The 21,797-nt window shown below is 68.4% G+C and carries 17 protein-coding genes; 9 read left to right on the forward strand and 8 right to left on the reverse strand.

Annotated features, from left to right (window positions below):
- Nucleotides 1-3 precede the first annotated feature (3 nt).
- Both lysS and prfB read right to left on the reverse strand, forming a co-directional pair.
- Nucleotides 4-1,506, reverse strand: coding sequence for a lysine--tRNA ligase (lysS, locus tag ACLSSQ_RS07945; RefSeq protein ID WP_152089066.1), 1,503 nt, complete (start codon nucleotides 1,504-1,506; stop codon nucleotides 4-6).
- Nucleotides 1,507-1,532: 26 nt separating this feature from the next.
- A protein-coding gene (prfB, locus tag ACLSSQ_RS07950; protein ID WP_014237878.1) for a peptide chain release factor 2 occupies nucleotides 1,533-2,637 on the reverse strand; the annotation gives its coding sequence in 2 pieces (ribosomal slippage) (nucleotides 1,533-2,555 and nucleotides 2,557-2,637; 1,104 coding nt in all).
- Between the two features lie 130 nt (nucleotides 2,638-2,767).
- Between prfB and ACLSSQ_RS07955 the strand changes: the two genes are divergently transcribed.
- Nucleotides 2,768-3,664 carry a DMT family transporter gene (locus tag ACLSSQ_RS07955; RefSeq protein ID WP_130458634.1) on the forward strand — a complete coding sequence of 299 codons (897 nt, stop codon included), beginning with the start codon at nucleotides 2,768-2,770 and terminating at the stop codon, nucleotides 3,662-3,664.
- Between the two features lie 125 nt (nucleotides 3,665-3,789).
- Here ACLSSQ_RS07955 and recJ read toward each other — a convergent pair whose 3' ends face one another.
- Both recJ and ACLSSQ_RS07965 read right to left on the reverse strand, forming a co-directional pair.
- Nucleotides 3,790-5,487, reverse strand: coding sequence for a single-stranded-DNA-specific exonuclease RecJ (gene recJ / locus ACLSSQ_RS07960; RefSeq protein ID WP_416244248.1), 1,698 nt, complete (start codon nucleotides 5,485-5,487; stop codon nucleotides 3,790-3,792).
- 36 nt (nucleotides 5,488-5,523) lie between these two features.
- Nucleotides 5,524-6,597, reverse strand: a complete 1,074-nt coding sequence (locus ACLSSQ_RS07965) for a hypothetical protein (protein WP_416244249.1) — start codon at nucleotides 6,595-6,597, stop codon at nucleotides 5,524-5,526.
- A gap of 234 nt (nucleotides 6,598-6,831) precedes the next feature.
- Here ACLSSQ_RS07965 and ACLSSQ_RS07970 point away from each other — a divergent pair, with 234 nt between their 5' ends.
- The 3 genes from ACLSSQ_RS07970 (at nucleotide 6,832) to ACLSSQ_RS07980 (ending at nucleotide 10,950) form a co-directional block, all read left to right on the forward strand.
- Nucleotides 6,832-8,073 carry a lipoprotein-releasing ABC transporter permease subunit gene (locus tag ACLSSQ_RS07970; RefSeq protein WP_287874890.1) on the forward strand — a complete coding sequence of 414 codons (1,242 nt, stop codon included), beginning with the start codon at nucleotides 6,832-6,834 and terminating at the stop codon, nucleotides 8,071-8,073.
- A gap of 40 nt (nucleotides 8,074-8,113) precedes the next feature.
- Complete coding sequence (lolD, locus tag ACLSSQ_RS07975) at nucleotides 8,114-8,827, forward strand: lipoprotein-releasing ABC transporter ATP-binding protein LolD (protein ID WP_130458631.1); 714 nt, start codon at nucleotides 8,114-8,116, stop codon at nucleotides 8,825-8,827.
- A 101-nt stretch (nucleotides 8,828-8,928) separates the two neighbouring features.
- Nucleotides 8,929-10,950: a methyl-accepting chemotaxis protein gene (locus ACLSSQ_RS07980; RefSeq protein ID WP_416244250.1), complete on the forward strand. Its 2,022-nt coding sequence runs from the start codon at nucleotides 8,929-8,931 to the stop codon at nucleotides 10,948-10,950.
- Nucleotides 10,951-10,974: 24 nt separating this feature from the next.
- Here ACLSSQ_RS07980 and ACLSSQ_RS07985 read toward each other — a convergent pair whose 3' ends face one another.
- Nucleotides 10,975-13,455 carry a DNA internalization-related competence protein ComEC/Rec2 gene (locus ACLSSQ_RS07985; RefSeq protein WP_416244251.1) on the reverse strand — a complete coding sequence of 827 codons (2,481 nt, stop codon included), beginning with the start codon at nucleotides 13,453-13,455 and terminating at the stop codon, nucleotides 10,975-10,977.
- A gap of 76 nt (nucleotides 13,456-13,531) precedes the next feature.
- On the opposite strand from ACLSSQ_RS07985, the gene ACLSSQ_RS07990 reads away from it, so the two are divergent.
- The 4 genes from ACLSSQ_RS07990 (at nucleotide 13,532) to ACLSSQ_RS08005 (ending at nucleotide 16,886) form a co-directional block, all read left to right on the forward strand.
- On the forward strand, nucleotides 13,532-14,104 hold the full coding sequence (locus tag ACLSSQ_RS07990; protein WP_416244288.1) for a DUF2062 domain-containing protein: 573 nt from the start codon (nucleotides 13,532-13,534) through the stop codon (nucleotides 14,102-14,104).
- Nucleotides 14,101-15,138, forward strand: a complete 1,038-nt coding sequence (locus ACLSSQ_RS07995; protein WP_130458628.1) for a potassium channel family protein — start codon at nucleotides 14,101-14,103, stop codon at nucleotides 15,136-15,138. The genes ACLSSQ_RS07990 and ACLSSQ_RS07995 overlap by 4 nt, the downstream gene beginning before the upstream one ends.
- Before the next feature lie 67 nt (nucleotides 15,139-15,205).
- The gene (locus ACLSSQ_RS08000; RefSeq protein ID WP_014237840.1) at nucleotides 15,206-16,111 is read left to right on the forward strand and encodes an alpha/beta fold hydrolase; all 906 of its coding nucleotides are present in this window, start codon (nucleotides 15,206-15,208) and stop codon (nucleotides 16,109-16,111) included.
- A gap of 1 nt (nucleotide 16,112) precedes the next feature.
- Nucleotides 16,113-16,886: an alpha/beta fold hydrolase gene (locus ACLSSQ_RS08005; RefSeq protein WP_130458627.1), complete on the forward strand. Its 774-nt coding sequence runs from the start codon at nucleotides 16,113-16,115 to the stop codon at nucleotides 16,884-16,886.
- On the opposite strand, the gene ACLSSQ_RS08010 is transcribed toward ACLSSQ_RS08005, so the two are convergent.
- Together ACLSSQ_RS08010 and ACLSSQ_RS08015 are read right to left on the reverse strand one after the other, a co-directional pair.
- Complete coding sequence (locus ACLSSQ_RS08010) at nucleotides 16,856-17,656, reverse strand: zinc-dependent peptidase (protein WP_416244252.1); 801 nt, start codon at nucleotides 17,654-17,656, stop codon at nucleotides 16,856-16,858. The genes ACLSSQ_RS08005 and ACLSSQ_RS08010 overlap by 31 nt on opposite strands.
- Complete coding sequence (locus tag ACLSSQ_RS08015) at nucleotides 17,656-18,582, reverse strand: DMT family transporter (protein ID WP_014237837.1); 927 nt, start codon at nucleotides 18,580-18,582, stop codon at nucleotides 17,656-17,658. The genes ACLSSQ_RS08010 and ACLSSQ_RS08015 overlap by 1 nt, the downstream gene beginning before the upstream one ends.
- Nucleotides 18,583-18,767: 185 nt before the next feature.
- On the opposite strand from ACLSSQ_RS08015, the gene ACLSSQ_RS08020 reads away from it, so the two are divergent.
- Nucleotides 18,768-20,990 carry a RelA/SpoT family protein gene (locus ACLSSQ_RS08020; protein WP_130458625.1) on the forward strand — a complete coding sequence of 741 codons (2,223 nt, stop codon included), beginning with the start codon at nucleotides 18,768-18,770 and terminating at the stop codon, nucleotides 20,988-20,990.
- Between the two features lie 89 nt (nucleotides 20,991-21,079).
- On the opposite strand, the gene ACLSSQ_RS08025 is transcribed toward ACLSSQ_RS08020, so the two are convergent.
- The gene (locus ACLSSQ_RS08025) at nucleotides 21,080-21,646 is read right to left on the reverse strand and encodes an NADPH-dependent FMN reductase (RefSeq protein ID WP_416244253.1); all 567 of its coding nucleotides are present in this window, start codon (nucleotides 21,644-21,646) and stop codon (nucleotides 21,080-21,082) included.
- Nucleotides 21,647-21,797 lie beyond the last annotated feature (151 nt).

The raw sequence follows: 21,797 nt of genomic DNA on the forward strand, positions 1-21,797 counted from the left end.
CGTTCAGTCTTCCTTGCGCATCTGGGGGAAGAGGATGACGTCCCGGATGTTGGCGGTGTCGGTGAGCAGCATGACCAGGCGGTCGATGCCGATGCCGCAGCCGCCGGTGGGGGGCAGGCCGAATTCCAGGGCCTTGATGTAGTCGGCGTCGTAGAACATGGCTTCCTCGTCGCCGGCATCCTTGGCCTTGGCCTGCTCCAGGAAGCGGGCGGCCTGGTCTTCCGGATCGTTCAGCTCGGAGAAGCCGTTGGCGATTTCCCGGCCGACGATGAACAGCTCGAAGCGCTCGGTGATTTCCGGATTGCTGTCGGAGGCCCGGGCCAGGGGGGAGACTTCCACCGGGTAGTCGATGATGAAGGTGGGGTCCCACAACTGGCTTTCCGCCACTTCCTCGAACATCAGCAGCTGCAGGGCGCCCAGGCCCATGCCGGGCTTCACCGCGACCTTCATCTCGCCCAGCTTCTTCTTCAGCCACTCGGCGTCGTTCAGTTCGGCTTCGGAGTAGCCGGGGCACTGGGCACGCACGGCCTGGACCATGGTCAGGCGGGCGAAGGGCTTGGACAGGTCCAGCTCCCGGCCCTGGTACTGGAACACCTCGGTGCCCAGGGCGTCCCGGGCGGCGTGGCGCAGCAGGCCTTCGGTGAAGTCCATGAGGAGCTTGTAGTCGGCATAGGCCTCGTAGAACTCCATCATGGTGAATTCGGGGTTGTGGCGGGTGGAGAGGCCTTCGTTGCGGAAGTTGCGGTTAACTTCGAAGACCTTCTCGAAGCCGCCCACCACCAGGCGCTTCAGGTACAGCTCCGGCGCGATGCGCAGGAACAATTCCATGTCCAGGGCGTTGTGGTGGGTGATGAAGGGCTTGGCCGAGGCACCGCCGGGGATGGGGTGCATCATGGGCGTTTCCACTTCCAGGAAGTGGTGGCTGATCATGTAGTTGCGGATGGACTGGATCATCCGGCTGCGGGCCACGAAGGTGAACCGGGAGGACTCGTTCATGATCAGGTCGAGATAGCGCTGGCGGTGGCGCTGTTCCATGTCGGTCAGACCGTGGAACTTCTCCGGCAGGGGGCGCAGGGCCTTGGACAGCAGGCGGATCTCGGAGACCTGGATGGTCAGTTCGCCGGTGCGGGTCTTGAACAGGGTGCCTTCGGCACCGACGATGTCGCCGATGTCCCAGTGCTTGAAGTCGTCATAGGCTTCGGCGCCCACCAGGTCCACCTTGACGTAGAGCTGGATGCGGCCGGAAACGTCCTGGATGGTGGCGAAGCTGGCCTTGCCCATGAGGCGGCGCAGCATGATGCGGCCGGCAACCTTGACGCTGATGGGGGCCGCTTCCAGTTCCTCGGCGGTTTTCTCGCTGTACAGCTCGTCGAGGCGGCCGGCGGTGTTTTCGCGGCGGAAATCGTTGGGGTAGGCCTTGCCGCTCTCGCGCCACTTGGCCAGCTTGGCCCGGCGCTCGGCGATGAGCTGATTCTCGTCCTGGGGTTGTGCGGTCTGTTCGGTCATGGTCGTCTGCCTGATGTTTTATTCGCTTACACGCCTTGCTTGAGGCTGGCCTGGATGAAGTCGTCGAGGTCGCCGTCGAGTACGGCCTGGGTGTTACCCGTTTCGAAGTTGGTGCGCAGGTCCTTGATGCGGGACTGGTCCAGCACGTAGGAGCGGATCTGGTGGCCCCAGCCGATGTCGGACTTGGCGTCTTCCAGCTTCTGCTGCTCGGCCTGCTGCTTGCGCAGTTCGAATTCGTAGAGGCGGGCCCGCAGCATCTGCCAGGCTTCGTCCCGGTTGCGGTGCTGGGAACGGTCGTTCTGGCACTGCACCACGATGCCGGTGGGCACGTGGGTCAGACGCACGGCGGAGTCGGTCTTGTTGATGTGCTGACCGCCGGCGCCGGAGGCGCGGTAGGTATCGGTGCGCACGTCCGCCGGGTTGATGTCGATCTCGATGGAGTCGTCCACTTCCGGATAGACGAACACGGAAGTGAAGGAGGTGTGGCGGCGGGCGTTGGAGTCGAAGGGGCTCTTGCGCACCAGGCGGTGGATGCCGGTCTCGGTGCGCAGCATGCCGTAGGCGTAGTCGCCGGCGATGCGCAGGGTGGCGCTCTTGATGCCGGCCACGTCGCCTTCGGATTCTTCCAGCACCTGCACGTCGAAGCCCTTGCGCTCGGTGTAGCGCAGGTACATGCGCAGCAGCATGGAAGCCCAGTCCTGGGCCTCGGTACCGCCGGCGCCGGCCTGGATTTCCAGGAAGCAGGGATTCGGGTCCTGGGGATTGTTGAACATGCGGCGGAATTCCAGGGCCGCCACCTTGGCCTCGATGGCCTCGTTGTCGGCGGCCACGGCGGCCACGGTGTCGAAGTCGCCTTCTTCACGGGCGATCTCGAACAGCTCCTTGCCGTCGGCCAGACCCTGGGCCACTTCCTGCAGGGTCACCACCACGCCTTCCAGGGCCTTCTTTTCCCGGCCCAGGTCCTGGGCGCGCTTGGCGTCGTCCCAGACGTCGGGACTTTCCAGTTCGCGGGAGACTTCGACTAGACGGACTTCCTTGGTGTCGTAGTCAAAGATACCTCCGAAGTTCCGCCGACCGGGATTCCAGGTCGGCAAGCTTGTTGGCGATGGCGTTGAGCTGTTCCGCTTCCATGTTCTTGGCTGTTCTGCTGGGAAAACCGGCAATTATACACTTTGCACCGGGCTCCCGGTGGCCGCGACGATGCAAGGAAGGCGGGCAAAGGAGTAAACTCCGTAGCCCCTTTTCTTCCGGGTTGCCGCCGGTGTCCCTCCCCACCTCCAGTTTCGAACGTCTGCCCCGCCAGGGGCTCCTGCTGCTGGCCGCCCTGGCCCTGGGCTGGGGCTTCAACTGGCCGGTGATGAAAGTGGTGCTGTCCGAAGTGCCGCCCCTCTATTTCCGCGGCAGCTGCCTGCTGCTGGGCGGCCTCGGCATCCTGGCCATCGCCCGGGCCGGCGGCGGCAGCATCCGGGTGCCCCGCAGCCGCTGGGGCCGCCTGGCCCTGGTGACCCTGACCAACATCGTCGGCTGGAATGTCCTCGCCATCTACGGCGTCGGCCTGCTGCCCTCGGGACGGGCGGCCCTCTTGGGTTACACCATGCCCCTGTGGAGCGTGCTGCTGTCGGTGTGGCTTCTCGGCGAGCGGCTGACGGCGGGCCGCATCGTGGCCCTGCTGCTGGGCCTGGCCGGGGTCGGGGTGCTCATGGGCGACAGCCTGGAAGGCATGCTGCGGGCGCCGGTGGGGGTGGCCTGCATGGTTGGCGCGGCGTGGAGCTGGGCCCTCGGGGTGGTGCTGCTGAAGCGTCTGCCGGTGGGGCTGTCCACCACCGCCCTGACGGGCTGGATGATGGTCCTGGGCGGCCTGCCCATGCTGGCGGTGGCGCTTCCCCTGGAAACTTCGCGCCTGGCCTGGCCCTCGTTCTGGCCGGCCTTCGGCGTCTCCTACAACGTCTTCGTCGCCTTCATGTTCTGCTACTGGGCCTGGAACCGCATCGTGCTGATGGTGCCGGTGGCGGTGTCCTCCCTGTCCTCCCTGGTGACGCCCCTCATCGGCGTCCTCGGCGGCGCCCTGATACTGGGGGAGCAGCCCGGCTGGCGGGAAGGGGTGGCGGCCCTGTTGATCCTGGCGGCGGTGGGGGCGGTGTCCCTGAAGCGCAGCTAGACGGCGACCGGCGCCCGGGCAGGCGTCGCGGCCCGGGGCGAAGGCTGGAAATCACCTGCCCTGGGAGCCAGCATTCATGCGACTTTCCCGGTAGGCTGCCTGGAAAGGCCCGTCCCTTATGCCCCTCAGGCCGGGGCGCAGTGCTCCACCACCAGCTGGGGCGTCTGCACCCCGTTGTAGTCGTTGATGGTCAGGCGGTAGGCCAGGCGGGCCCGGGGGCCGGGATTTTCCGTGGCGTTGAACTGGATCGCCTCCAGCAACGACCGCTCCTTCTTCAGGCGCAGCTTGAGGTGCTTGTCCTTCAGCACCCGTTGGCTTTCCACCTCGAACACGTCCTCGAACAACGGTGCCGGGAAGCCCTGGCCCCACACTTCGCCGGCCAGCATTTCCGCCACCTGCAGGGAGATGTAGCCGGCCTCCAGGGCGCCGTCCGTCTCCAGGGTGCGGGTCAGGTCCGCCGGGTTGAGCAGTTCGTCGGCCACCTGGGCGAAGAGGCTCTTGAATTCCTCGAAGCGTTCTTCCATCAAGGTGGCGCCGGCGGCCATGGCGTGGCCGCCGAAGCGCAGCAGGATGCCGGGGGCCCGCTTGGAGACGAGATCCAGGGCATCCCGCAGGTGCAGGCCGGGAATGGAGCGGCCGGAACCCTTGATCTGGCCGTCGTCGCCCCGGGCGAAGGCGAACACCGGGCGGTGCAGCTTTTCCTTGATGCGGGAGGCCAGGATGCCGACCACGCCCTGGTGCCAGTCCGGGTCGAAGAGGGCGACGCCGGCGCCGCTGGCTTCCAGGTCGAAGTTTTCCAGGTGGATGAGGGCCTGTTCCTGCATGCCGGCCTCGATCTCGCGCCGTTCCCGGTTGAGCTGGTCCAGCTGCTGGGCGATGTTGGCGGCCCGGGCCTCGTCGTCGGTGATGAGGCATTCGATACCCAGACTCATGTCCGAGAGGCGGCCGGCGGCGTTGAGGCGGGGGCCGACGGTGAAGCCCAGGTCGAAGGCGGAGGCGGTCTGCAGATTGCGTCCGGCAGCACGGAAGAGGGCGCGGATGCCCGGCGTCAATTTGCCTTCGCGCATGCGCTTCAGGCCCTGGGCCACCAGGATGCGGTTGTTGTGGTCCAGCTTGACCACGTCGGCCACCGTGCCCAGGGCCACCAGGTCCAGCAGGCAGGAGAAGTTGGGCTCGGGGCGCTCCGGGCCGAAGGCGCCGCGGCGGCGCATCTCGGCGCGCAGGGCCAGGGCCACGTAGAACATGACGCCGACTCCCGCCAGGGCCTTGCTGGGGAAGGTGCAGCCGGGCTGGTTGGGATTGACGATGCAGTCCGCCTCCGGCAGGGTCTCGGCCGGCAGGTGATGGTCGGTGATGAGGGTGGCGATGCCCAGCTGGCGCGCGGCTTCCACCCCTTCGATGCTGGCGATGCCGTTGTCCACGGTGACCAGCAGGTCCGGCTGGCGCTCTGCCGCCAGTTCGACGATCTGGGGCGAGAGGCCGTAGCCGTGAATGAAGCGGTCGGGCACCAGGTAGTCCACCGTGCCGCCCAGGAGGCGCAGGGCGCGCACGGCCACGGCGGTGGCGGTGGCGCCATCGCAGTCGTAGTCGCCGACGACGAGGATGCGGGCCTCGGCCTCGATGGCATCAGCCAGGAGGATGGCGGCTGCTTCGGTGCCGGTGAGCTGGCTCGGGGGAATCAGGCTTTTCAGGTCGTAATCCAGTTCGGCCTTGTGCTTGATGCCCCGGGCAGCGTAGATGCGGGCCAGGAGCGGGTGCAGGCCTTCCTGCTCCAGTTGCCACTGGGGGCGGGGCGGGACGGGGCGGGCGATGAGCTGGGTCATGACGGTGACTTTGGGGAAATTGGGGGCGGTCGGGGCCTAGGCGGCGGCCAGGCGGCGGGCCAGCTGCTGCAGGGCTTCGGGCTTGCCGGCGAGGAAGGAAAAGAGGCCGCCCTTGATCTGGCGCGGGCTCGCCTGCCAGGTCAGGTCGCCGTAGCTGGTGCCGGCCACCACTTCCAGCTGGCTGAGGCGCCCCCTGGCCAGGGCCGTCTTGAGGGGAGCGAACCAGCGGTTTTCCAGGTCTGCCAGGGCGTCGCGCCAGGCCTGGGCATCCTGGTCCTGGGCCGCCTGCAGCAGGTCGTCGAGGCACACCAGATGGCGTTCTTCAGCCGGCCCGGCCTGCAACAGGGAGTGGGCGGAGGCGGGCAGGGGATGGTGCTGCAGACCGGCGGCCAGGGCCAGTCCCCGGGGCAGGGGCTGGTTGCTCCAGATGGCGCCTGCCTCCGGGGCCGCTGCCGCCGGCCCCAGGCTGCCGGCGCCCCACAGCCAGAGGCCGTTCACGGCGGGCAGGCCCCGCTCGCCCCGGGCTTCGTTTACCGGGTGGCTGTGCAGCAGCATCTGGATTTCGTTCATCAGGGCCAGCAGGCGGCGCGACGGCAGGTCCGCCGGGGTCGGCAGGTTGAGGCGGCGGCCGGCGGCGGCGGAAAGGGGCGGCAGGGCGTCCCCGGGCAGTTCGGCCGCCCAGGGCGTCTCCAGGCGCACATACCAGCGGCTGGCCGTCACCGGGTGGAAGCTGGCCTCGCCCGCATAGTGGGCGTTGAGGCTGGCGGCCAGGGTTTCGACTTCGGCGGCTTCCAGGTCCAGTTCCCGGCTGTCGGCGACGATGATCTCTTCCTGGTGCAGGCGCAGGTGGATGGGGTCGGCACAGAGCCAGACGCCGGTGTCCGGTGCCAGGGCGGCACCATCCTCTCCCAGCAGGCGCAGGGCGCCCAGGGGTTGCGGTGTCGGTCCCAGCCAGCGGGCCGCCTGGGCCTCGGCGGCCAGGGCCGGGCGGCGCTGCAGTTCGCTCCGTTGCAGCAGGGTGTCCAGGGCCGGGCAATCCAGGGCCTGCCAGGCCAGATCGTCTTCCGGTTCGGGCCACAGCAGTTCGGGAACGAGGAGGGTGAGGCGCATGGGCAAAGCCTGGCTGGAAAAGAAGAATATGGGGGAAAACAAGGAGAATGCGGCGGGGCCGACCGAGGCGACATTTGGTGCTGCTCCGGGAGCTGCGGCCAGCCTTTGAGCCGGGTCCGGCGCCGTCGGCGCCAGCTCGCTGCGTATTGCCGCAAGTGGCCAAAAGCGGGCAAAAGTGTAGCATAGCGCCTTTGCTTTTCAGCCCGTTCCCGCGGGCCTCCCCTCGGCATGAAACTGCCCTACGAACTCCTGGTCGGCCTGCGTTATACCCGGGCCAAGCGCCGCAACCATTTCATCTCCTTCATTTCCCTCATTTCCATGGCCGGCATCGCCCTCGGCGTGGCGGCCCTGATCGTGGTGCTGTCGGTGATGAACGGCTTCCAGAAGGAGCTGCGCACCCGCATCCTGGGGGTGGCTTCCCACATCCAGGTCACCGCCATCAACGGCGAGCTGCACAACTGGCTGGAGGTGGGGCGGCAGACCCTGCAGCATCCGGAAGTGAAGGCGGCGGCGCCCTTCGTCCAGGCCCAGGCCATGCTCTCCCGGGACGAGACGGTGCGCGGCACCCTGGTGCGGGGCATCATCCCCGAGCTGGAGGACAAGGTGGCGGACTTCGGCCGCTTCATGAAGGCGGGCAAGCTGGAGAACCTGCAGCCCGGCGGTTTCGGCATCGTCCTCGGCAGCGACCTGGCCAATGCCATGGGCGTCACCCTGGAGGACAAGGTGACCCTGATCGCGCCCCAGGGCACCGTGACCCCGGCCGGGGTGGTGCCCCGGCTGCGCTCCTTCACCGTGGTCGGCATTTTCGAGGCCGGCATGTATGAATACGATTCGGGCCTGGCTCTCATCGACATGAGCGACGCCCAGCTGCTGTACCGCCTGGGCGACGGCGTCTCCGGCGTGCGCCTGAAGTTGGACGACCTGTTCCGCGCTCCCCGGGTGGCCCGGGAACTGGTGCCCCTGATCCAGGAGGACGCCTACATCTCCGACTGGACCCGCAGCCACGCCAACTTCTTTCGCGCCGTGCAAATCGAGAAAAACATGATGTTCATCATTCTTTCCCTGATTGTGGCCGTGGCAGCATTCAACATCGTCTCCACCCTGGTCATGGCCGTCACCGACAAGCAGGCGGACATCGCCATCCTGCGCACCCTGGGGGCCAGCCCCCGCAGCATCATGGCGGTCTTCGTGGTCCAGGGCGCCCTCATCGGCGTCATCGGCCTGGGCTTGGGGGTGGTCGGCGGCGTCGCCCTGGCCCTGAACATCGACGTGGTGGTGCCCTTCATCGAGCGGGTGCTGGGCACCCAGTTCCTGGCCAAGGATGTGTATTACATCTCCCAGCTGCCGTCGGAACTGCAGTGGGGCGACGTCACCGGTATCACCGCCATCGCCTTCGTGCTGGCCCTGGCGGCAACCCTCTACCCGAGCTGGCGCGCTTCCCGTGTCAATCCGGCGGAGGCCCTGCGTTATGAATGAGGCAGCGATGGCAAGTGCGGCAGCAGTAGCGGAAAGTGCGATGGAGAATAGGGCCGGCGATACGGCCAGCGATGCGGCCGTGCTGGCCTGCCAGGGCCTGTCCAAGGTCTATCGCCAGGGCGACCTGGAAGTGCCGGTGTTGACCCGCATCGACCTTTCCCTGCAGCCCGGCGAGCGTCTGGCGGTGGTGGGTTCCTCCGGCTCGGGCAAGAGCACCCTGCTGCACCTCCTGGGCGGGCTGGACCGGCCCACCGCCGGCACGGTGCGGCTCAAGGGTGCCGATCCCTTCAGCCTGTCCGAGGCGGCCCGGGGCGAGTGGCGCAACCGCTACCTGGGCTTCGTGTACCAGTTCCACCACCTGCTGGCGGAATTCACGGCCCTGGAGAACGTGGCCATGCCCCTGCTCATCCGCCGCCTGCCCCGGGCCGAGGCGGAAAGCCAGGCCGAGGCCATGCTGCAGAAAGTCGGGCTGGGCCATCGCCTGCACCACCTGCCGTCGGAGCTGTCCGGCGGCGAGCGGCAGCGGGCGGCCATCGCCCGGGCCCTGGTGACCCGCCCGGCCTGCGTGCTGGCCGATGAACCGACGGGCAACCTGGACCGTCATACGGCGGAGCAGGTGTTCGACCTGATGCTGGAAGTGAGCCGGGAGCAGGGCACCGCCTTCGTCATCGTCACCCACGATCCGGCCCTGGCGGCCCGGGCCGACCGCACGGTGCACCTGGCCGACGGCATGTTCCTGGAGGAGCCCCGGTAAGCGACCTGTTTTGGCATTGCCCGTAGCAAATACTAAAAAAAGACCCGAGGGAGAAAGGCGGCGCAGACCGCAAGACGCTGTTCAACCTGGAGCCTAAAAAAATGATGCAAATCCTGTTTGCACCGGCCATTGCCTTGATGCATCGGCTGACCTATCCGAAGAAATTCGCCCTCATCGGCCTGGTGGCCCTGATCGCCATCGCCGTGCTCTTCGTCAATCTGTCGCGCCAGTTGCAGAGCCAGATCCACCTGGCCAACGACGAACTGGCGGCCCTGGAGGTGATCGTGCCCATGGACCGCCTGGTGCAGGCGGCCCAGCAACATCGCGGCCTCTCCTCCGGCGTCATCAATGGCGACGCCAGCCTGCTGCCCAAGAGGGAGGCCAAGACCGGCGAAGTGAAGACCGCCCTGCAGGGCCTGGGTCCGATCCTGCCGGCCTCCGTTGCCGCCTCCGAAGAGTGGAAGAAGATCAACGAGGAGTGGAACCTGATTGCCGCCGATGGCCTTTCCTGGACCGCCACGGAGAGCTTTGCGGCCCACACCCGGCTGATCGCCGCCATCCTGCAGCTGAAGGTGGACGTGGCCGACGAGAGCGGCCTCACCATCGACCCCAACATGGATTCCTACTATCTGCTGGAAACCGCCGTGGTCAAGCTGCCCTCCATGCTGGAGCGTCTCGGCCAAACCCGGGCCAAGGGCACCGGCATCCTGGCCAAGAAGAGCATCAACGATCACCAGCGGGTCGATATCGGCATCCTAATGGCCCAGGTTTCCGACACCCTGGCCGCCCTCAATGTGAACCTGCAGAAGACGGCCCGCCACAACCCGACCATCCGCGACACCCTGGGCACTTCCTCCAAGGATCTCAACGAGGCGGTGAGCGGCCTGGTGAATATCGTGAACCAGGACATCATCGCCGGCATGTTCGTCACCGATTCCGGCGACTTCTTCAAGCAGTCCACCGCCGTCATCGACAAGGGCTACGCCCAGCTCTACGACACCCTGCTGCCCACCGCCAAGCAGCTCATCGGCGAGCGCAAGGCCAAGGCCGAACGGGGCCTGCTGCTCAACCTGGGCCTGTCCCTGGTGATGGTGCTGGTCTTCATCTACCTTTCCGCCGGCGCCTACCTGGCCATCGTTTCCTGCATCACCGGCTTTTCCGCCAGCGCCCACCGCATCGCCCAGGGCGACCTGACGGCCCGCATCCAGCTCCAGTCCAGGGATGAACTGCAGCAGGTGGCCGGCAGCTTCAACGAGGTGGCCGGCGCCTTCGCCAGCCTCACCACCAGCGTGCAGCAGAGCGTGAACCAGCTCTCCGCCTCGGCCCGCAGCATGGCCGACGCCAGCGAGCAGATCACCCTGTCCACCCAGCAGCAGAGCGAGGCCGCCTCCTCCATGGCGGCCGCCATCGAGCAGATGACGGTGGGCGTGGACCACATCAGCAAGAACGCCCAGGACGCCCACGCCCTTTCGTCCCAGTCCGGCGACCTGTCGGCCCGGGGCGCCCAGATCGTCGGCAACGTGGTGCAGGAGATCGAGCAGATCGCCAGCGCCGTGAACCAGTCCGCCGGCATCGTGGAGGACCTGGGCCAGCATTCGGAGAAGATTTCCACCATCGTTGGCGTCATCAAGGAAATTGCCGACCAGACCAACCTGCTGGCCCTCAATGCCGCCATCGAGGCGGCCCGAGCCGGCGAGGCGGGTCGGGGCTTCGCCGTGGTGGCCGACGAGGTGCGCAAGCTGGCCGAACGCACCGCCCATTCCACCCAGGAGATCACCGACATGGTGGCCGCCATCCAGGGCGGCACCCAGGAGGCCGTGGTCAGCATGAAGCACGGTGTCGAGCGGGTTTCCCAGGGCGTCGAACTGGCCCGGGAGGCCGGCGACGCCATGGGCCAGATCCAGGCCGGGGCCCAGCAGGTGGTGGACATGGTGAGCGACATTTCCTCCTCCCTGCGGGAACAGAGCGCCGCCAGCACCGAGATCGCCAAGAACGTGGAGCGCATCGCCCAGATGGCGGAGGAGAACAGCGCCGCCGTCAACGAAAACGCCAACACCGCCGGCCAGCTGGAGCAACTGGCCGAGGCCCTGCAGACCGAGGCGGCCCGCTTCCAGGCCGGCTGATCCCGCTCTGCCGGCCCGCCTTCTTCAACGGCCCTGCGGGGCCGTTGTCGTTGGTGCCGGGGCCTTGCTGTCGTTACCGTTCTCTTCTTCGTCCGGCCCACCCTGGCCGCTCTCCTTCCAGGCGTAACGGTCGTACCAGTAGCGGGGCCGGCGCTGCCGTTCGGCCCAGAGTTCCGGCTTGCCGTTGGCCGTGGCTGCGCCCAGGACCAGGCCGATGGCCCCGTCCCGGTCCGTGCGCCAGGCCCGGGCGCCGCTGGCGGCATAGCGTTCCACGACCTCCGGCCGGGGATGGCCGAAGCGGTTGCGGTAGCCCACCGGGTACAGCACCTCCCGGGCGCCGACGGCAGCGACGAAGGGGGCCGTGGATGAACTGCGGCTGCCGTGGTGGGGCACCAGCAGCACCTGGCTGGCCAGCTCCGTCCGGTGACGGGCCAGCAGCCAGGCTTCGTCGGCGGCCTCGATGTCGGCGCTGAGCAGCAGCCGTTGCCCCGCCGCTTGCACCAGCAGGACGCAGCTCTGGTGGTTGCTCCTGCCCTGGGGCGCATCCACCCTGCCTGCCGGCGGATGCAGCATGGAGAAGCGCACCCCGTCCCATTCCCAGCCTTGCCCCTCGGCGCAGGCCCGCCGTTCCTGGGCCAGGGGCTGCAGGTCCCGGGCCTCGGGGGATGCCGGGGGCAGTGAATCGAGCAGCAGCGCCACCGGCAGGCTTTCCAGTACCGAGCGGGCGCCGCCCGAGTGGTCCCAGTCCCGGTGGGTCACCACCAGGGTGTCGAGGCGATCCACGCCGACGGACCGCAGCCAGGGCAGCACCAGCCGCTCCCCCGCATCCGATTCCGGGCTGTAGTAAGGCCCGGCGTCGTAAAGGAGGGTGTGCTTTTGCGTGCGCACCGCCACTGCCAGCCCCTGGCCCACGTCGAGCAGGGTGACCCAGGCCTGGCCCGGCGGCGGCCGGGGCTGGGGCGTGGCCAGCAGGGGCAGCAGCATCAGCAGCCCCAGCCAGCGGCCGGGAAAGCCCCGGGGCAGGAGCACACAGACGCAGCCGAGGGCGGCCAGGAACAGGGCCGGCAGGGTGGGCGCCGGCGGCGTCCACAGGGCCCCGGGCAGGGCTGCCAGCCACTGCAGGCAGAGCATCAGTCCGTGCAGCAGGGCGTGGGCAGCGGCGGCCAGCCCGGGCAGGGGCAGCAGGGCCGCCGCCAGGGCCAGGGGCGTCACCGCCAGGCTGACCAGGGGAATGGCGAGGGCGTTGGCCAGGGGCGAGACCAGGGAGAACTGCTGGAAGAAGAGCAGCAGCAGGGGCAGGGTGCCCAGGGTGGCGACCCACTGGGTCAGGCTCCAGTGTCCCAGGTGTCGCCCCAGGCGGCGGCGCCAGGACTGGCGTGGCGGCCCCTCCGCCAGTGGGCGGGCGGCCAGCAGCAGGGCACCGACGGCGACGAAGGACAGCCAGAAGCCCGGCGCCAGGACGGCCCAGGGGTCCGGCAGCAGCACCGCCAGCAGGGCGAAGGCGAGGACGTTGCCGGGTGCCACCCGGCGGCCGCTGGCCAGGGCCAGGGCGGCAGCGCCGAGCATGGCCAGGGTGCGCAGGGCCGGCACCCCGGCACCGGCCAGCAAGGTGTAGCCGGCCGCCGCCAGCCAGCCGGCCAGGAGCGCCGCCCGCTGGGCCGGCCAGCGCGCCATGAGGGCTGGCGAGCGGCGCCACAGGCCGCCGGCCAGGGCGGCGGCAAGGGCCGCCATCATGGTCACGTGGAGCCCGGAAATGCTCATCAGGTGGGTGGTGCCGGTGCCGGCGAAGACCTTCCACTGGTCGCCGGGAATGGCCTTCTGGTCCCCCACCGCCAGGGCGGTGAGGACGCCGGCGTAGGGATAGTCGGCCTGCGGCAGGCGGGCCTGGAAGTCCTCCCGCACCGCCTGGCGCAGCCGCTCGATGCGGCTGAAGAAGCCGTCGCTGCGGCCCAGCAGGCGGTTGTCCGCCGCTTCGCGCACATAGCCGGTGGCGCCGATGCCCCGTTCCAGGAGCCAGGCCTCGTAATCGAAACCGGCGCCGTTGGCGTGGCCGTGGGGGCGCTTCAGGCGCACTGTCAGCTGCCATTCCTGGCCCGGCTCCAGGCGCGGCCGGGGCGTTTCCGGCCGGTCGTACCAGGAGAGCAGGAGGGTCGGCGGCAGGCTCACTCCGGCCCCGGGCGCCACGGCGAACTCGAAGCGCTGGCCCCGGCCAAAGTCCTGGGGCAGGGCGGCGATGCGGCCCTGCAGCTGCAGATCCTGCCCTTCCAGGGCCGGCGCCAGCCGTTCGGCAAGGCGGGTCTCGGCCCGCCAGCCGGCCCACAGGAAACCCAGGGCCGCGGCCAGCAGGATTGTTCCCAGGCGGGGCAGGGCGCCCGGCCGCCGCCCCAGTGCCAGCAGCCCGAGGACTGCCGCCGCCCCCAGGGGCAGCCAGGGCCAGGGCGGCAGGGCTGGCTGCTGTTGCAGCAGGAGGATGCCCAGGGCGAAGGAATAGAGGGGCCAGTTCATGGCGATAGCATAGCCACTTTCGTTCCCGGGCTGGCCCTGGGCCGTCCGGGGGCCGGCGCAGTAGAATGAATCCATGGTGCGCAAACATCTGAAGCGTTTTCTGCCCGACCACCAGGCCCTGATCGGCAACCGCTGGCTGGCGCCCTTTGCCGGCACCCTGCTGCATCCCCGCCTGTGGCACCTGAACCGCCATTCCGCCGCCGGCGGCGTGGCCGTGGGCCTCTTCTGCGGCCTCATTCCAGGCCCCTTCCAGATGCTGGGGGCGGCCATCCTGGCCACCCTGTTCCGGGTCAATCTGCCCCTGGCCCTGGTGACCACCCTGTACACCAATCCCCTGACCATCGTGCCGCTCTACTTCGTCGCCTACCATCTGGGCCGGCTGGTGCTGCTGCGGGAAGGAGGCGCCTTCGTGGCGCCGCCGGAGCCGGGGGATGGGGGCATGCTGGCCTGGATCGGCGCCCTGGGCGACTGGCTGCTGGCCCTGGGCGAGCCCCTGGCCCTGGGCCTGGTGTGCCTGGGCCTGCTGCTGGCCCTGGCGGGATATGGTATTGTCCGTACGGCATGGCGCGCATACCTGCTCTACGCATGGCGCCGCCGCCGCTATCGCCAACCACCGCCGCCGCCCCCGCCCCCGAATCCATTCCCATGAGTGCCAGCACCAGCAATCAGCCGCTCCAGGTCCAGCGTTACCTCTATGGAGCCCTGATCATGCTGGTGGCCGTGCATGTCATCGGCACCTTCGGCTACCACCTGCTGACCGGGGGGCGCTACACCTGGTTCGACTGCTTCTACATGACCTTCATCACCGTGGCCACCATCGGCTACGGCGAAATCATCGAGATGACCCAGAATCCGGCGGCCCGGATGTTCACGGTGTTCATCGGCATTCTCGGGGCAGGCACCCTGTCCTTTCTCTTCTCCACGGTCACGGTGACCCTGGTGGAATCGGATCTCAACGGCACGCTGCGGAGACGGCGCATGGAAAAGATGATCAAGAAGCTCACCGGCCATTACATCGTCTGCGGTTTCGGACGGGTGGGCCGCAACGTGGCGCGGGAGCTGGAAGCCACCAACCGTCACTTCGTCGCCATCGAGGAAAACCTGGAAGGCCTGGAGGCCCAGCGGGAAAAAAGCCCGGGCCTGCTCTACCTGCACGGCGACGCCTCCGACGACGATGTGCTGCTGGGCGCCGGGCTGGAATCGGCCCGGGGCGTCTTCGCCGTCACCGGCGACGATTCGCGCAACCTGATGATCACCATCACGGTGAAGCAGCTCAATCCGGCCATCCGGGTGGTGGCCCGCTGCCAGGAGTCGCGCAATGTGGAGAAGATGAAGAAGGCCGGCGCCGACGCCATCTTCTCCCCGGACCTGACCGGCGGCATGCGCCTGGCCTCCCTCATGGTGCGGCCCCACGTGGTGTCCTTCCTCGACGAGATGTTGAAGTCGGAAAAGCGCCTGCGGGTGGAGGAGGTGGCGGTGCCCGGCCATTTCCCGCCGACGCCCCTGGGCAACCTGAAGCTGCGCAGCAACGAGTACGTGCTGCTGGCGGTGCGGGAAAAGCTGGACTGGGTCTTCAACCCGCCCAAGGACTATGAACTGAAGCCCGGCTACGTCATCGTCGCCATGGCCTCGGCCCTGGGGCGCCAGGAGCTGGAAGCCTCCCTGCTGGAAATGATCGGCTAGGCGGCGGGGCGCTCCCCCGCGGGAGTGCTAGACTTTGGGCCATACCCTCTGCCAGGAGACGAGGCCCATGAATATCTGCAACAGTCTGCGCCGCCTGTTTTCCCCCGCGCCGGCCATGGTCGAGAAGCGGGTGCTCTGCGCCGCCCTGGACGGCTCCGGCCTGCACCGCATGGCCTATACCCAGTGGGGCGATCCCGCCAATCCCCGGGTCCTGGTGTGCGTGCACGGCCTCACCCGCAACGGCCGCGACTTCGATTTCCTCGCCCGCCAGCTGAGCCGGCACTACCGGGTGGTGTGCCCGGACGTGGTCGGCCGGGGCCGCAGCGACTGGCTGAAAAAGGCGTCCGGCTACGGTTTTCCCCAGTACGTGGCGGACATGGTGAGCCTCATCGCCCGCCTCGACGTGGCCGAAGTGCACTGGCTCGGCACCTCCATGGGCGGCCTCATCGGCATGTGCATCGCCGCCATGGAGCGCAGCCCCATCACCCGCCTTATCCTCAACGACGTGGGGCCGGTGATCACCAACGAATCCCTGCGCCGCATCGGCGAATACGTGGGCAAGGCGCCCCGCTTCCCCAGCCTGGAGGCGGCGGAGCAGTTCATCCGCCAGGTCTCGGCCCCCTTCGGCTCGCTGACGGACGCCCAATGGCGCCACCTGACCGAGACCAGCGTGCGCCAGGCCGACGACGGCCAGTGGGAGATGCGTTACGACCCGGCCATCGCCGAGGCCTTCCAGCTCGGCTTCGTCATGCACCAGGACGTCATCCTGTGGCCCTACTACGACGCCATCCGCTGTCCGACCCTGGTTATCCGCGGCGCCGAGTCGGACCTGCTGCCCCGGGAGGCCCTGGCCGAGATGGCCCGGCGCGGTCCCCAGGCGTGGACCCGGGAAATCCCCGGCGTCGGCCACGCCCCCATGTTCCAGGACCCGGCCCAGGTGGCGGTGGTCCGGGAATTCCTGCTGGGAGCCTGATGTGGCCAAAGTGAATGTGCTCGGGCGCGAGCTGGAATACGAGCTGATCAGCGCCCACCAGATCTATCGCCCGACCCTGGTGTTCCTGCACGAGGGCCTGGGCTGCGTCGGCTTCTGGCGCGACTTCCCGCACAAGGTGGCCCAGGCCACGGGCTGCCGCACCCTGGTCTTTTCCCGCCAGGGTTACGGCGATTCGGACCCGGCGCCGTCACCGCGCACTCCCCGCTACATGCACGACGAGGCCCTGGAGATGCTGCCCGCCACCCTGGCCGCCCTGGACATCGAACGGCCCGTGCTGGTGGGCCATTCCGACGGCGGCTCCATCGCCCTGATCCACGCCGGCACCTATCCCGAGGCCGTCTCCGGCCTGGTGGTGCTGGCGCCTCACGCCTGGGTGGAGGAGGAGGCCCTGGCCGGCATCCGCCAGGCCGGCGAAGCCTGGCGCCAGACCGACTGGCCCTCCCGCCTGGGCCGCTACCACCGGGATGCCTTCCGGGTCTTCCACGACTGGCACGATACCTGGCTCTCGCCCCAGTTCCGCGACTGGAACATCGAGTCCTACCTGTCGGGCATCCGGGTGCCGGTGCTGGCCATCCAGGGCAAGGACGACGAATACGCCACCCTGCGCCAGATCGAGGTCATCGCCGAGCAGGTGCCGGCGGAGGTGGAACTGCTGGAACTGGCGGACTGTCGCCACTCGCCCCACCGGGACCAGCCGGAGGCGGTGCTGGAAGCCCTGGTGCGCTACCTGGAGCGGCTGGAACCGGCGGCCTGAGCCCGGGCCAGGGGGTCCTGGCGGTAGAACAGGGCCAGCTGGGCGTAGAGGGCCGGATACTCGGCGGCCACCACCTGGGGCTGTTCGAAGAAGCTCTCCGAGACCACGGCGAAAAATTCCCCCGGATGCTCGGCGCCGTAGGGGTCGATGGGCAACTGCTCGAGGGCCTCCTCGCCCCTGGCTTCGGCCCGCTCCACCCGGGCCAGGAAATCGTCGTAGGCCCCGGCCAGGGCGGCCCCCCAGGCTTCCCTGTCCATGCCCGGATGCAGGGGCGGCAGGCCGTCCGGGGCGCCGTTGATCATGTCCAGCTTGTGGGCGAATTCGTGGATCACCACGTTGTAGCCGTCCCCCGCCATCTGGCTGTCCTGCCAGGAGAGGATCAGGGGGCCGCCGTCCCAGGCCTGGCCCGCCGCCACCTCGTCGTATTCGTGCACCACCCCGTCCGGGTCCATCTCCTGGCGGGGCACCACGAACTCGTCCGGATAGACGATGATCTCGACCCAGTCGTCGTACCACTCCAGGCCCAGGTTGAGGATGGGCAGGCAGCCCTGGGCGGCGATGTGCACGCCCATGGCGTCGTCCACCTCCAGGCCGGCGGCGCCGGAAAACTGCTTGGCCGCCAGGAAGGCTTCGCTGAGGCTCTGCAGGCGCGCCAGGTCCGCCGCCGGAAGCCATTGCAGGAAGGGCAGGCGGGCCACGGTCTGCTGCCACAGGGCGGTTGGAATGGGGCGGGGCCGGCGGCGTCCCAGCAGTCGGTCGAGCCAGCCCATCAGGCGCCCTTGAGACGGGGCAGGCGGGCCATGGTCAGGTAGATGCCGCTGAAAATGAGGCCGATGCCGACGAAGTGGTAGAGGTGGGGCAGTTCGCCCAGGAAGAGGGCGGAGAGCAGGGTGCCGAAGACCGGCATGAGGTGGATGAAGAGGCTGGCCTTGTTGGCCCCCACCTCGGCCACGCCCCGGTTGTAGAAGATGTAGCCGACAAAGCTGGGCAGGACGCCGACGTAGGCGATGCCGGCCAGGGAGCCCCAGTGCAGGTTGATGTGCCGAGCCGGGCCGCCGAAGGCCCCCAGTTCATGGGCGTAGATGGGCGCCAGGGCCAGCACCCCCACCAGGGTCAGGGCACCCAGCATGAGCATGGGATGGACCCCGGCCGGGCGCCACTGCAGGCCCACGGTGTAAATGGCCCAGGTCAGCACCGCCCCCAGCATCCATACGTCCCCCAGGTTGAGGGAAAGGCCCAGCAGCACTGCCAGGTCGCCCCGGGCGATGATGGTGGTGGCGCCGAGGAAGGAAATGGCCACGCCCACCGCTTCGATGGGTTTGAGGCGCTTGCCCAGGAACAGCCAGGAGAGGGCGATGGTGACGATGGGAATGAAGGAGTTGAGCAGCACTGCGTTGGTGGCGGCGGTGTACTGCAGGGCCACGTAGGCGAAGGTGTTGTAGCAGCCGACGCCGAGGATGCCCAGCAGCAGCACCGGCTTCCAGCCCTTTTTCAGCAGGGGCCACTGTTCCTTCAGGTGGGGCAGGGCCAGGGGCGCGATCAGGGCCAGGGCGATGACCCAGCGCCAGAAAGCCAGGGCGATGGGCGGCACGTCGGCGCGGATGCCGCGGCCCAGGACCATGTTGCCGGACCAGAAGAGGGCGGTCAGGGTCAGCAGCAGGTAGGGATGCCGGTAAAGGGGCGTGTTGGGGTTCATGTCTCTCTGTCCGGCCGCTACCTGGGGGCGCGGCCTTTGTCGTTGGCTGGAGCGTGGATTATGCCCCAACGGCGGGCCAGTGCCCGGGGGCCGCGGCGGACCTGCCTTGGCGGCACTGCCGGCCCCGGGAGGCGGCCCGGCGCGGGTCCCGGCGTATTTGCCGCCAGGGGCGTATAATCCGCGCCATGGTTTCCGTCGTCCATTCCGTCGCCGCCCAGAGCGACTTCGAACAGTCCCTCCTGACCCTCACCGATGGCCTCTCCGAAAACGAGACGGCCTTTATCCGGGAGGCGGCCCTCTTCGCCCGTGACGCCTATGGCGACAACACCCTGGGCAGCGGCGAGGGCATCCTCTCCCACGCCCTGGGGATGGCCCTCATCATCGCCGGCCTGAAGCTGGACGCGGACTCCCGCGCCGCGGCCCTGCTCTTCGCCGTGGCCACCTACGACGAGAAGGGCCTGGAAACCCTCAACGAACGCTTCGGCGGCGGCGTTGCCCACCTGGTGGGCGGCATCTCCCGCCTCAACCGGCTGCGCCCCATCTCCCGCGGCTTCGTCGCCGACACCACCCAGAATCCCCAGGAAATGAAGGCCCAGGTGGAAGTCCTGCGCAAGATGTTCCTGGCCATGGTGGAAGACATCCGGGTGGTGCTGCTGCGCCTCGCCTCCCGCACCCAGACCCTGCGCTACTACGCCGCCGAGCCGGACGACCTGCGGGTGCACGTGGCCCGGGAAACCCTGGAACTGTATTCCCCCCTGGCCAACCGCCTGGGGGTGTGGGAGCTGAAGTGGGAGCTGGAGGACCTCTCCTTCCGCTTCATCCACCCGGATACCTACAAGAAAATCGCCAAGATGCTCGACGAGAAGCGTCTGGAGCGGGAGCAGTTCATCATTGACGCGGTGGACCGGGTCAAGTCCGAGCTGGCGGCGGTTGGCATCCACAAGGCCGAGATCTACGGCCGGCCCAAGCACATCTATTCCATCTGGAACAAGATGCGCAAGAAGGGCGTGGATTTCTCCGAGGTGTACGACATCCGGGCCCTGCGCGTCATCGTGGACGAGGTCAAGGACTGCTACACGGTGCTGGGCATCGTGCACAACATCTGGACGCCGATCCCCAAGGAATTCGACGACTACATCTCCAATCCCAAGGGCAACAACTACCGTTCCCTGCATACCGCCGTGCGCTGCCCCGACGGGCGCAGCCTGGAAGTGCAGATCCGCACCTGGGAAATGCACCGCCACGCCGAGCTGGGCGTGGCCGCCCACTGGCGCTACAAGGAAGGCACCAAGCACAGCTCCGAGGACAACTACGACGACAAGATCGCCTGGCTGCGCCAGCTGCTGACCTGGAAGGACGAAGTCTCCGACTCCTCCGACTGGGTGAACCACTACAAGCAGGCCGCCCTGGACGAGACCATCTACGTCATGACGCCCCAGGGCAAGGTGGTGGACCTGCCGCAGGGCGCCACCCCGGTGGACTTTGCCTACCGCCTGCACACCGACCTGGGCCACCGCTGCCGCGGCGCCAAGGTGGACGGGGCCCTGGTGCCCCTGGATACGGCCCTGAAGACCGGTCAGCGGGTGGAGATCGTCGCCGCCAAGCAGGGCGGCCCCTCCCGGGACTGGCTCAATCCCTCCCTCGGCTACATCGCCACCAAGACGGCCCGCACCAAGGCCCGGGCCTGGTTCTCCAACTTGGCCCTGGAAGAATCCCTGGCCGAAGGCCGGGGCATCGTGGCCAAGGAAATCCAGCGGGTCGGCGGCGGCGGCACCAATCTGGAAGAACTGGCCGGCAAGCTGGGCTACGCCAAGGCGGACGACCTCTATATCGCCGCCGCCCGCAACGAACTCAACCTGCGCCTGTTCCAGGCTGCCGTGCGCGGCACCGAGCCGCCGGTGGACGAGCGGGGTGCCGAGCCCATGCCGGTGCGCCGGCCCAAACCGGCCGAAGGGGAGGGCGCCGGCGACCGGGGCATTCTCATCGTCGGCGTGGACAAGCTATTGACCCAGCTGGCCCGCTGCTGCAAGCCGGCACCGCCGGACCCGATCCAGGGCTTCGTCACCCGGGGCAAGGGCGTCTCCATCCACCGGGCCGACTGCCCGGACTTCGCCAACCTCCAGGCCCTGCACCCGGAGCGGGTGATCGAGACCGAGTGGGGCGGCCATCCCCACGGCATTTTCCCGGTGGACATCACGGTGGACGCCCACGACCGCCAGGGCCTGCTGCGGGACATCTCCGACGTCTTCGCCCGGGAGAAAATCAACGTCATCGGCGTGCAGACCCTCTCCAAGCAGGGGCAGGCCCACATGGGCTTCACCGTGGAAATCCTCAACCTGCCCCAGCTGACCCGCACCCTGAAGCTGATCCACGAGGTGCAGGGCGTGGTGGGGGCGCGGCGCGGCTGACGTCCGCCAATCCCCCGGCCGCTCGTCCCGGCGGCAAGAAAGAACGCCCTCCTCGGAGGGCGTTTTCGTTGGTGCCGCCGACTGCCTGCTCAGGCGCCGGCGCGGATGAAGTCGGCGAACTTGGCCAGCTGGCCGGCGATGTGGTCCCGGGTGCTGGCGTCGTTGAGCTTGCCGCTGGCGGCATCCACCTTGTTCTGCACGCCGCCCACCATCACCTCGGGCACGTTGAAGACCCGCGGGTTGAGATAGATCAGCACCTGGCGCAGGTGGTACTGGGCCCGGGCGCCGCCGAAGGGGCCCATGGAGGCCGACTGCAGCAGCACGGGCTTGCAGGCGAAGGGCTGGTTGGGCACCCGGGAGAGCCAGTCGATGGCGTTCTTCAGCACCCCGGGCACGGAGTAGTTGTATTCGGGGGTGACGATGATGAGGCCGTCGGCGGTCCGGATGGCTTCGGCCAGGGCGGTCACGGCCGGGGGAATGCCCTTGGCCTCGACGTCGCCGTCGTAGAGGGGAATGTCGTGCAGGGCGGGCAGGGTGCTGATGCTGATGCCGGCCGGGGCCAGTTCCGGCAGGGTGTTGGCGACCATGCGGTTATAGGAAGCCTGGCGCAGGCTGCCGACCAGGGTGACGAGGCGCAGCGGAGTGGCGGTGCTCATTTGCTCTTCTCCTTGAATTCGGTGCAACGGTGGATGGGACGTTTGCTGAGGGTGAGGCAAGGAAAGTCACAGCTTCGTTCCCCCGGCGCGGAAGTGCAAGGTCGGGTGGGCCGATCATGCGGCGCGGCATCGCCACAAGGGATGACCTGGA

This window comes from Azospira sp. APE16 (assembly GCF_047901315.1).
Taxonomy (GTDB): domain Bacteria; phylum Pseudomonadota; class Gammaproteobacteria; order Burkholderiales; family Rhodocyclaceae; genus Azospira; species Azospira oryzae.

Coding starts and splice junctions, on each gene's coding strand:
- lysS (WP_152089066.1), bottom strand. CDS start 1,506: ATGACCGAACAGACCGCACAACCCCAGGACGAGAATCAGCTCATCGCC.
- recJ (WP_416244248.1), bottom strand. CDS start 5,487: ATGACCCAGCTCATCGCCCGCCCCGTCCCGCCCCGCCCCCAGTGGCAA.
- ACLSSQ_RS07965 (WP_416244249.1), bottom strand. CDS start 6,597: ATGCGCCTCACCCTCCTCGTTCCCGAACTGCTGTGGCCCGAACCGGAA.
- lolD (WP_130458631.1), top strand. CDS start 8,114: ATGGAGAATAGGGCCGGCGATACGGCCAGCGATGCGGCCGTGCTGGCC.
- ACLSSQ_RS07980 (WP_416244250.1), top strand. CDS start 8,929: ATGATGCAAATCCTGTTTGCACCGGCCATTGCCTTGATGCATCGGCTG.
- ACLSSQ_RS07985 (WP_416244251.1), bottom strand. CDS start 13,455: ATGAACTGGCCCCTCTATTCCTTCGCCCTGGGCATCCTCCTGCTGCAA.
- ACLSSQ_RS07995 (WP_130458628.1), top strand. CDS start 14,101: ATGAGTGCCAGCACCAGCAATCAGCCGCTCCAGGTCCAGCGTTACCTC.
- ACLSSQ_RS08000 (WP_014237840.1), top strand. CDS start 15,206: ATGAATATCTGCAACAGTCTGCGCCGCCTGTTTTCCCCCGCGCCGGCC.
- ACLSSQ_RS08010 (WP_416244252.1), bottom strand. CDS start 17,656: ATGGGCTGGCTCGACCGACTGCTGGGACGCCGCCGGCCCCGCCCCATT.
- ACLSSQ_RS08015 (WP_014237837.1), bottom strand. CDS start 18,582: ATGAACCCCAACACGCCCCTTTACCGGCATCCCTACCTGCTGCTGACC.
- ACLSSQ_RS08020 (WP_130458625.1), top strand. CDS start 18,768: ATGGTTTCCGTCGTCCATTCCGTCGCCGCCCAGAGCGACTTCGAACAG.
- ACLSSQ_RS08025 (WP_416244253.1), bottom strand. CDS start 21,646: ATGAGCACCGCCACTCCGCTGCGCCTCGTCACCCTGGTCGGCAGCCTG.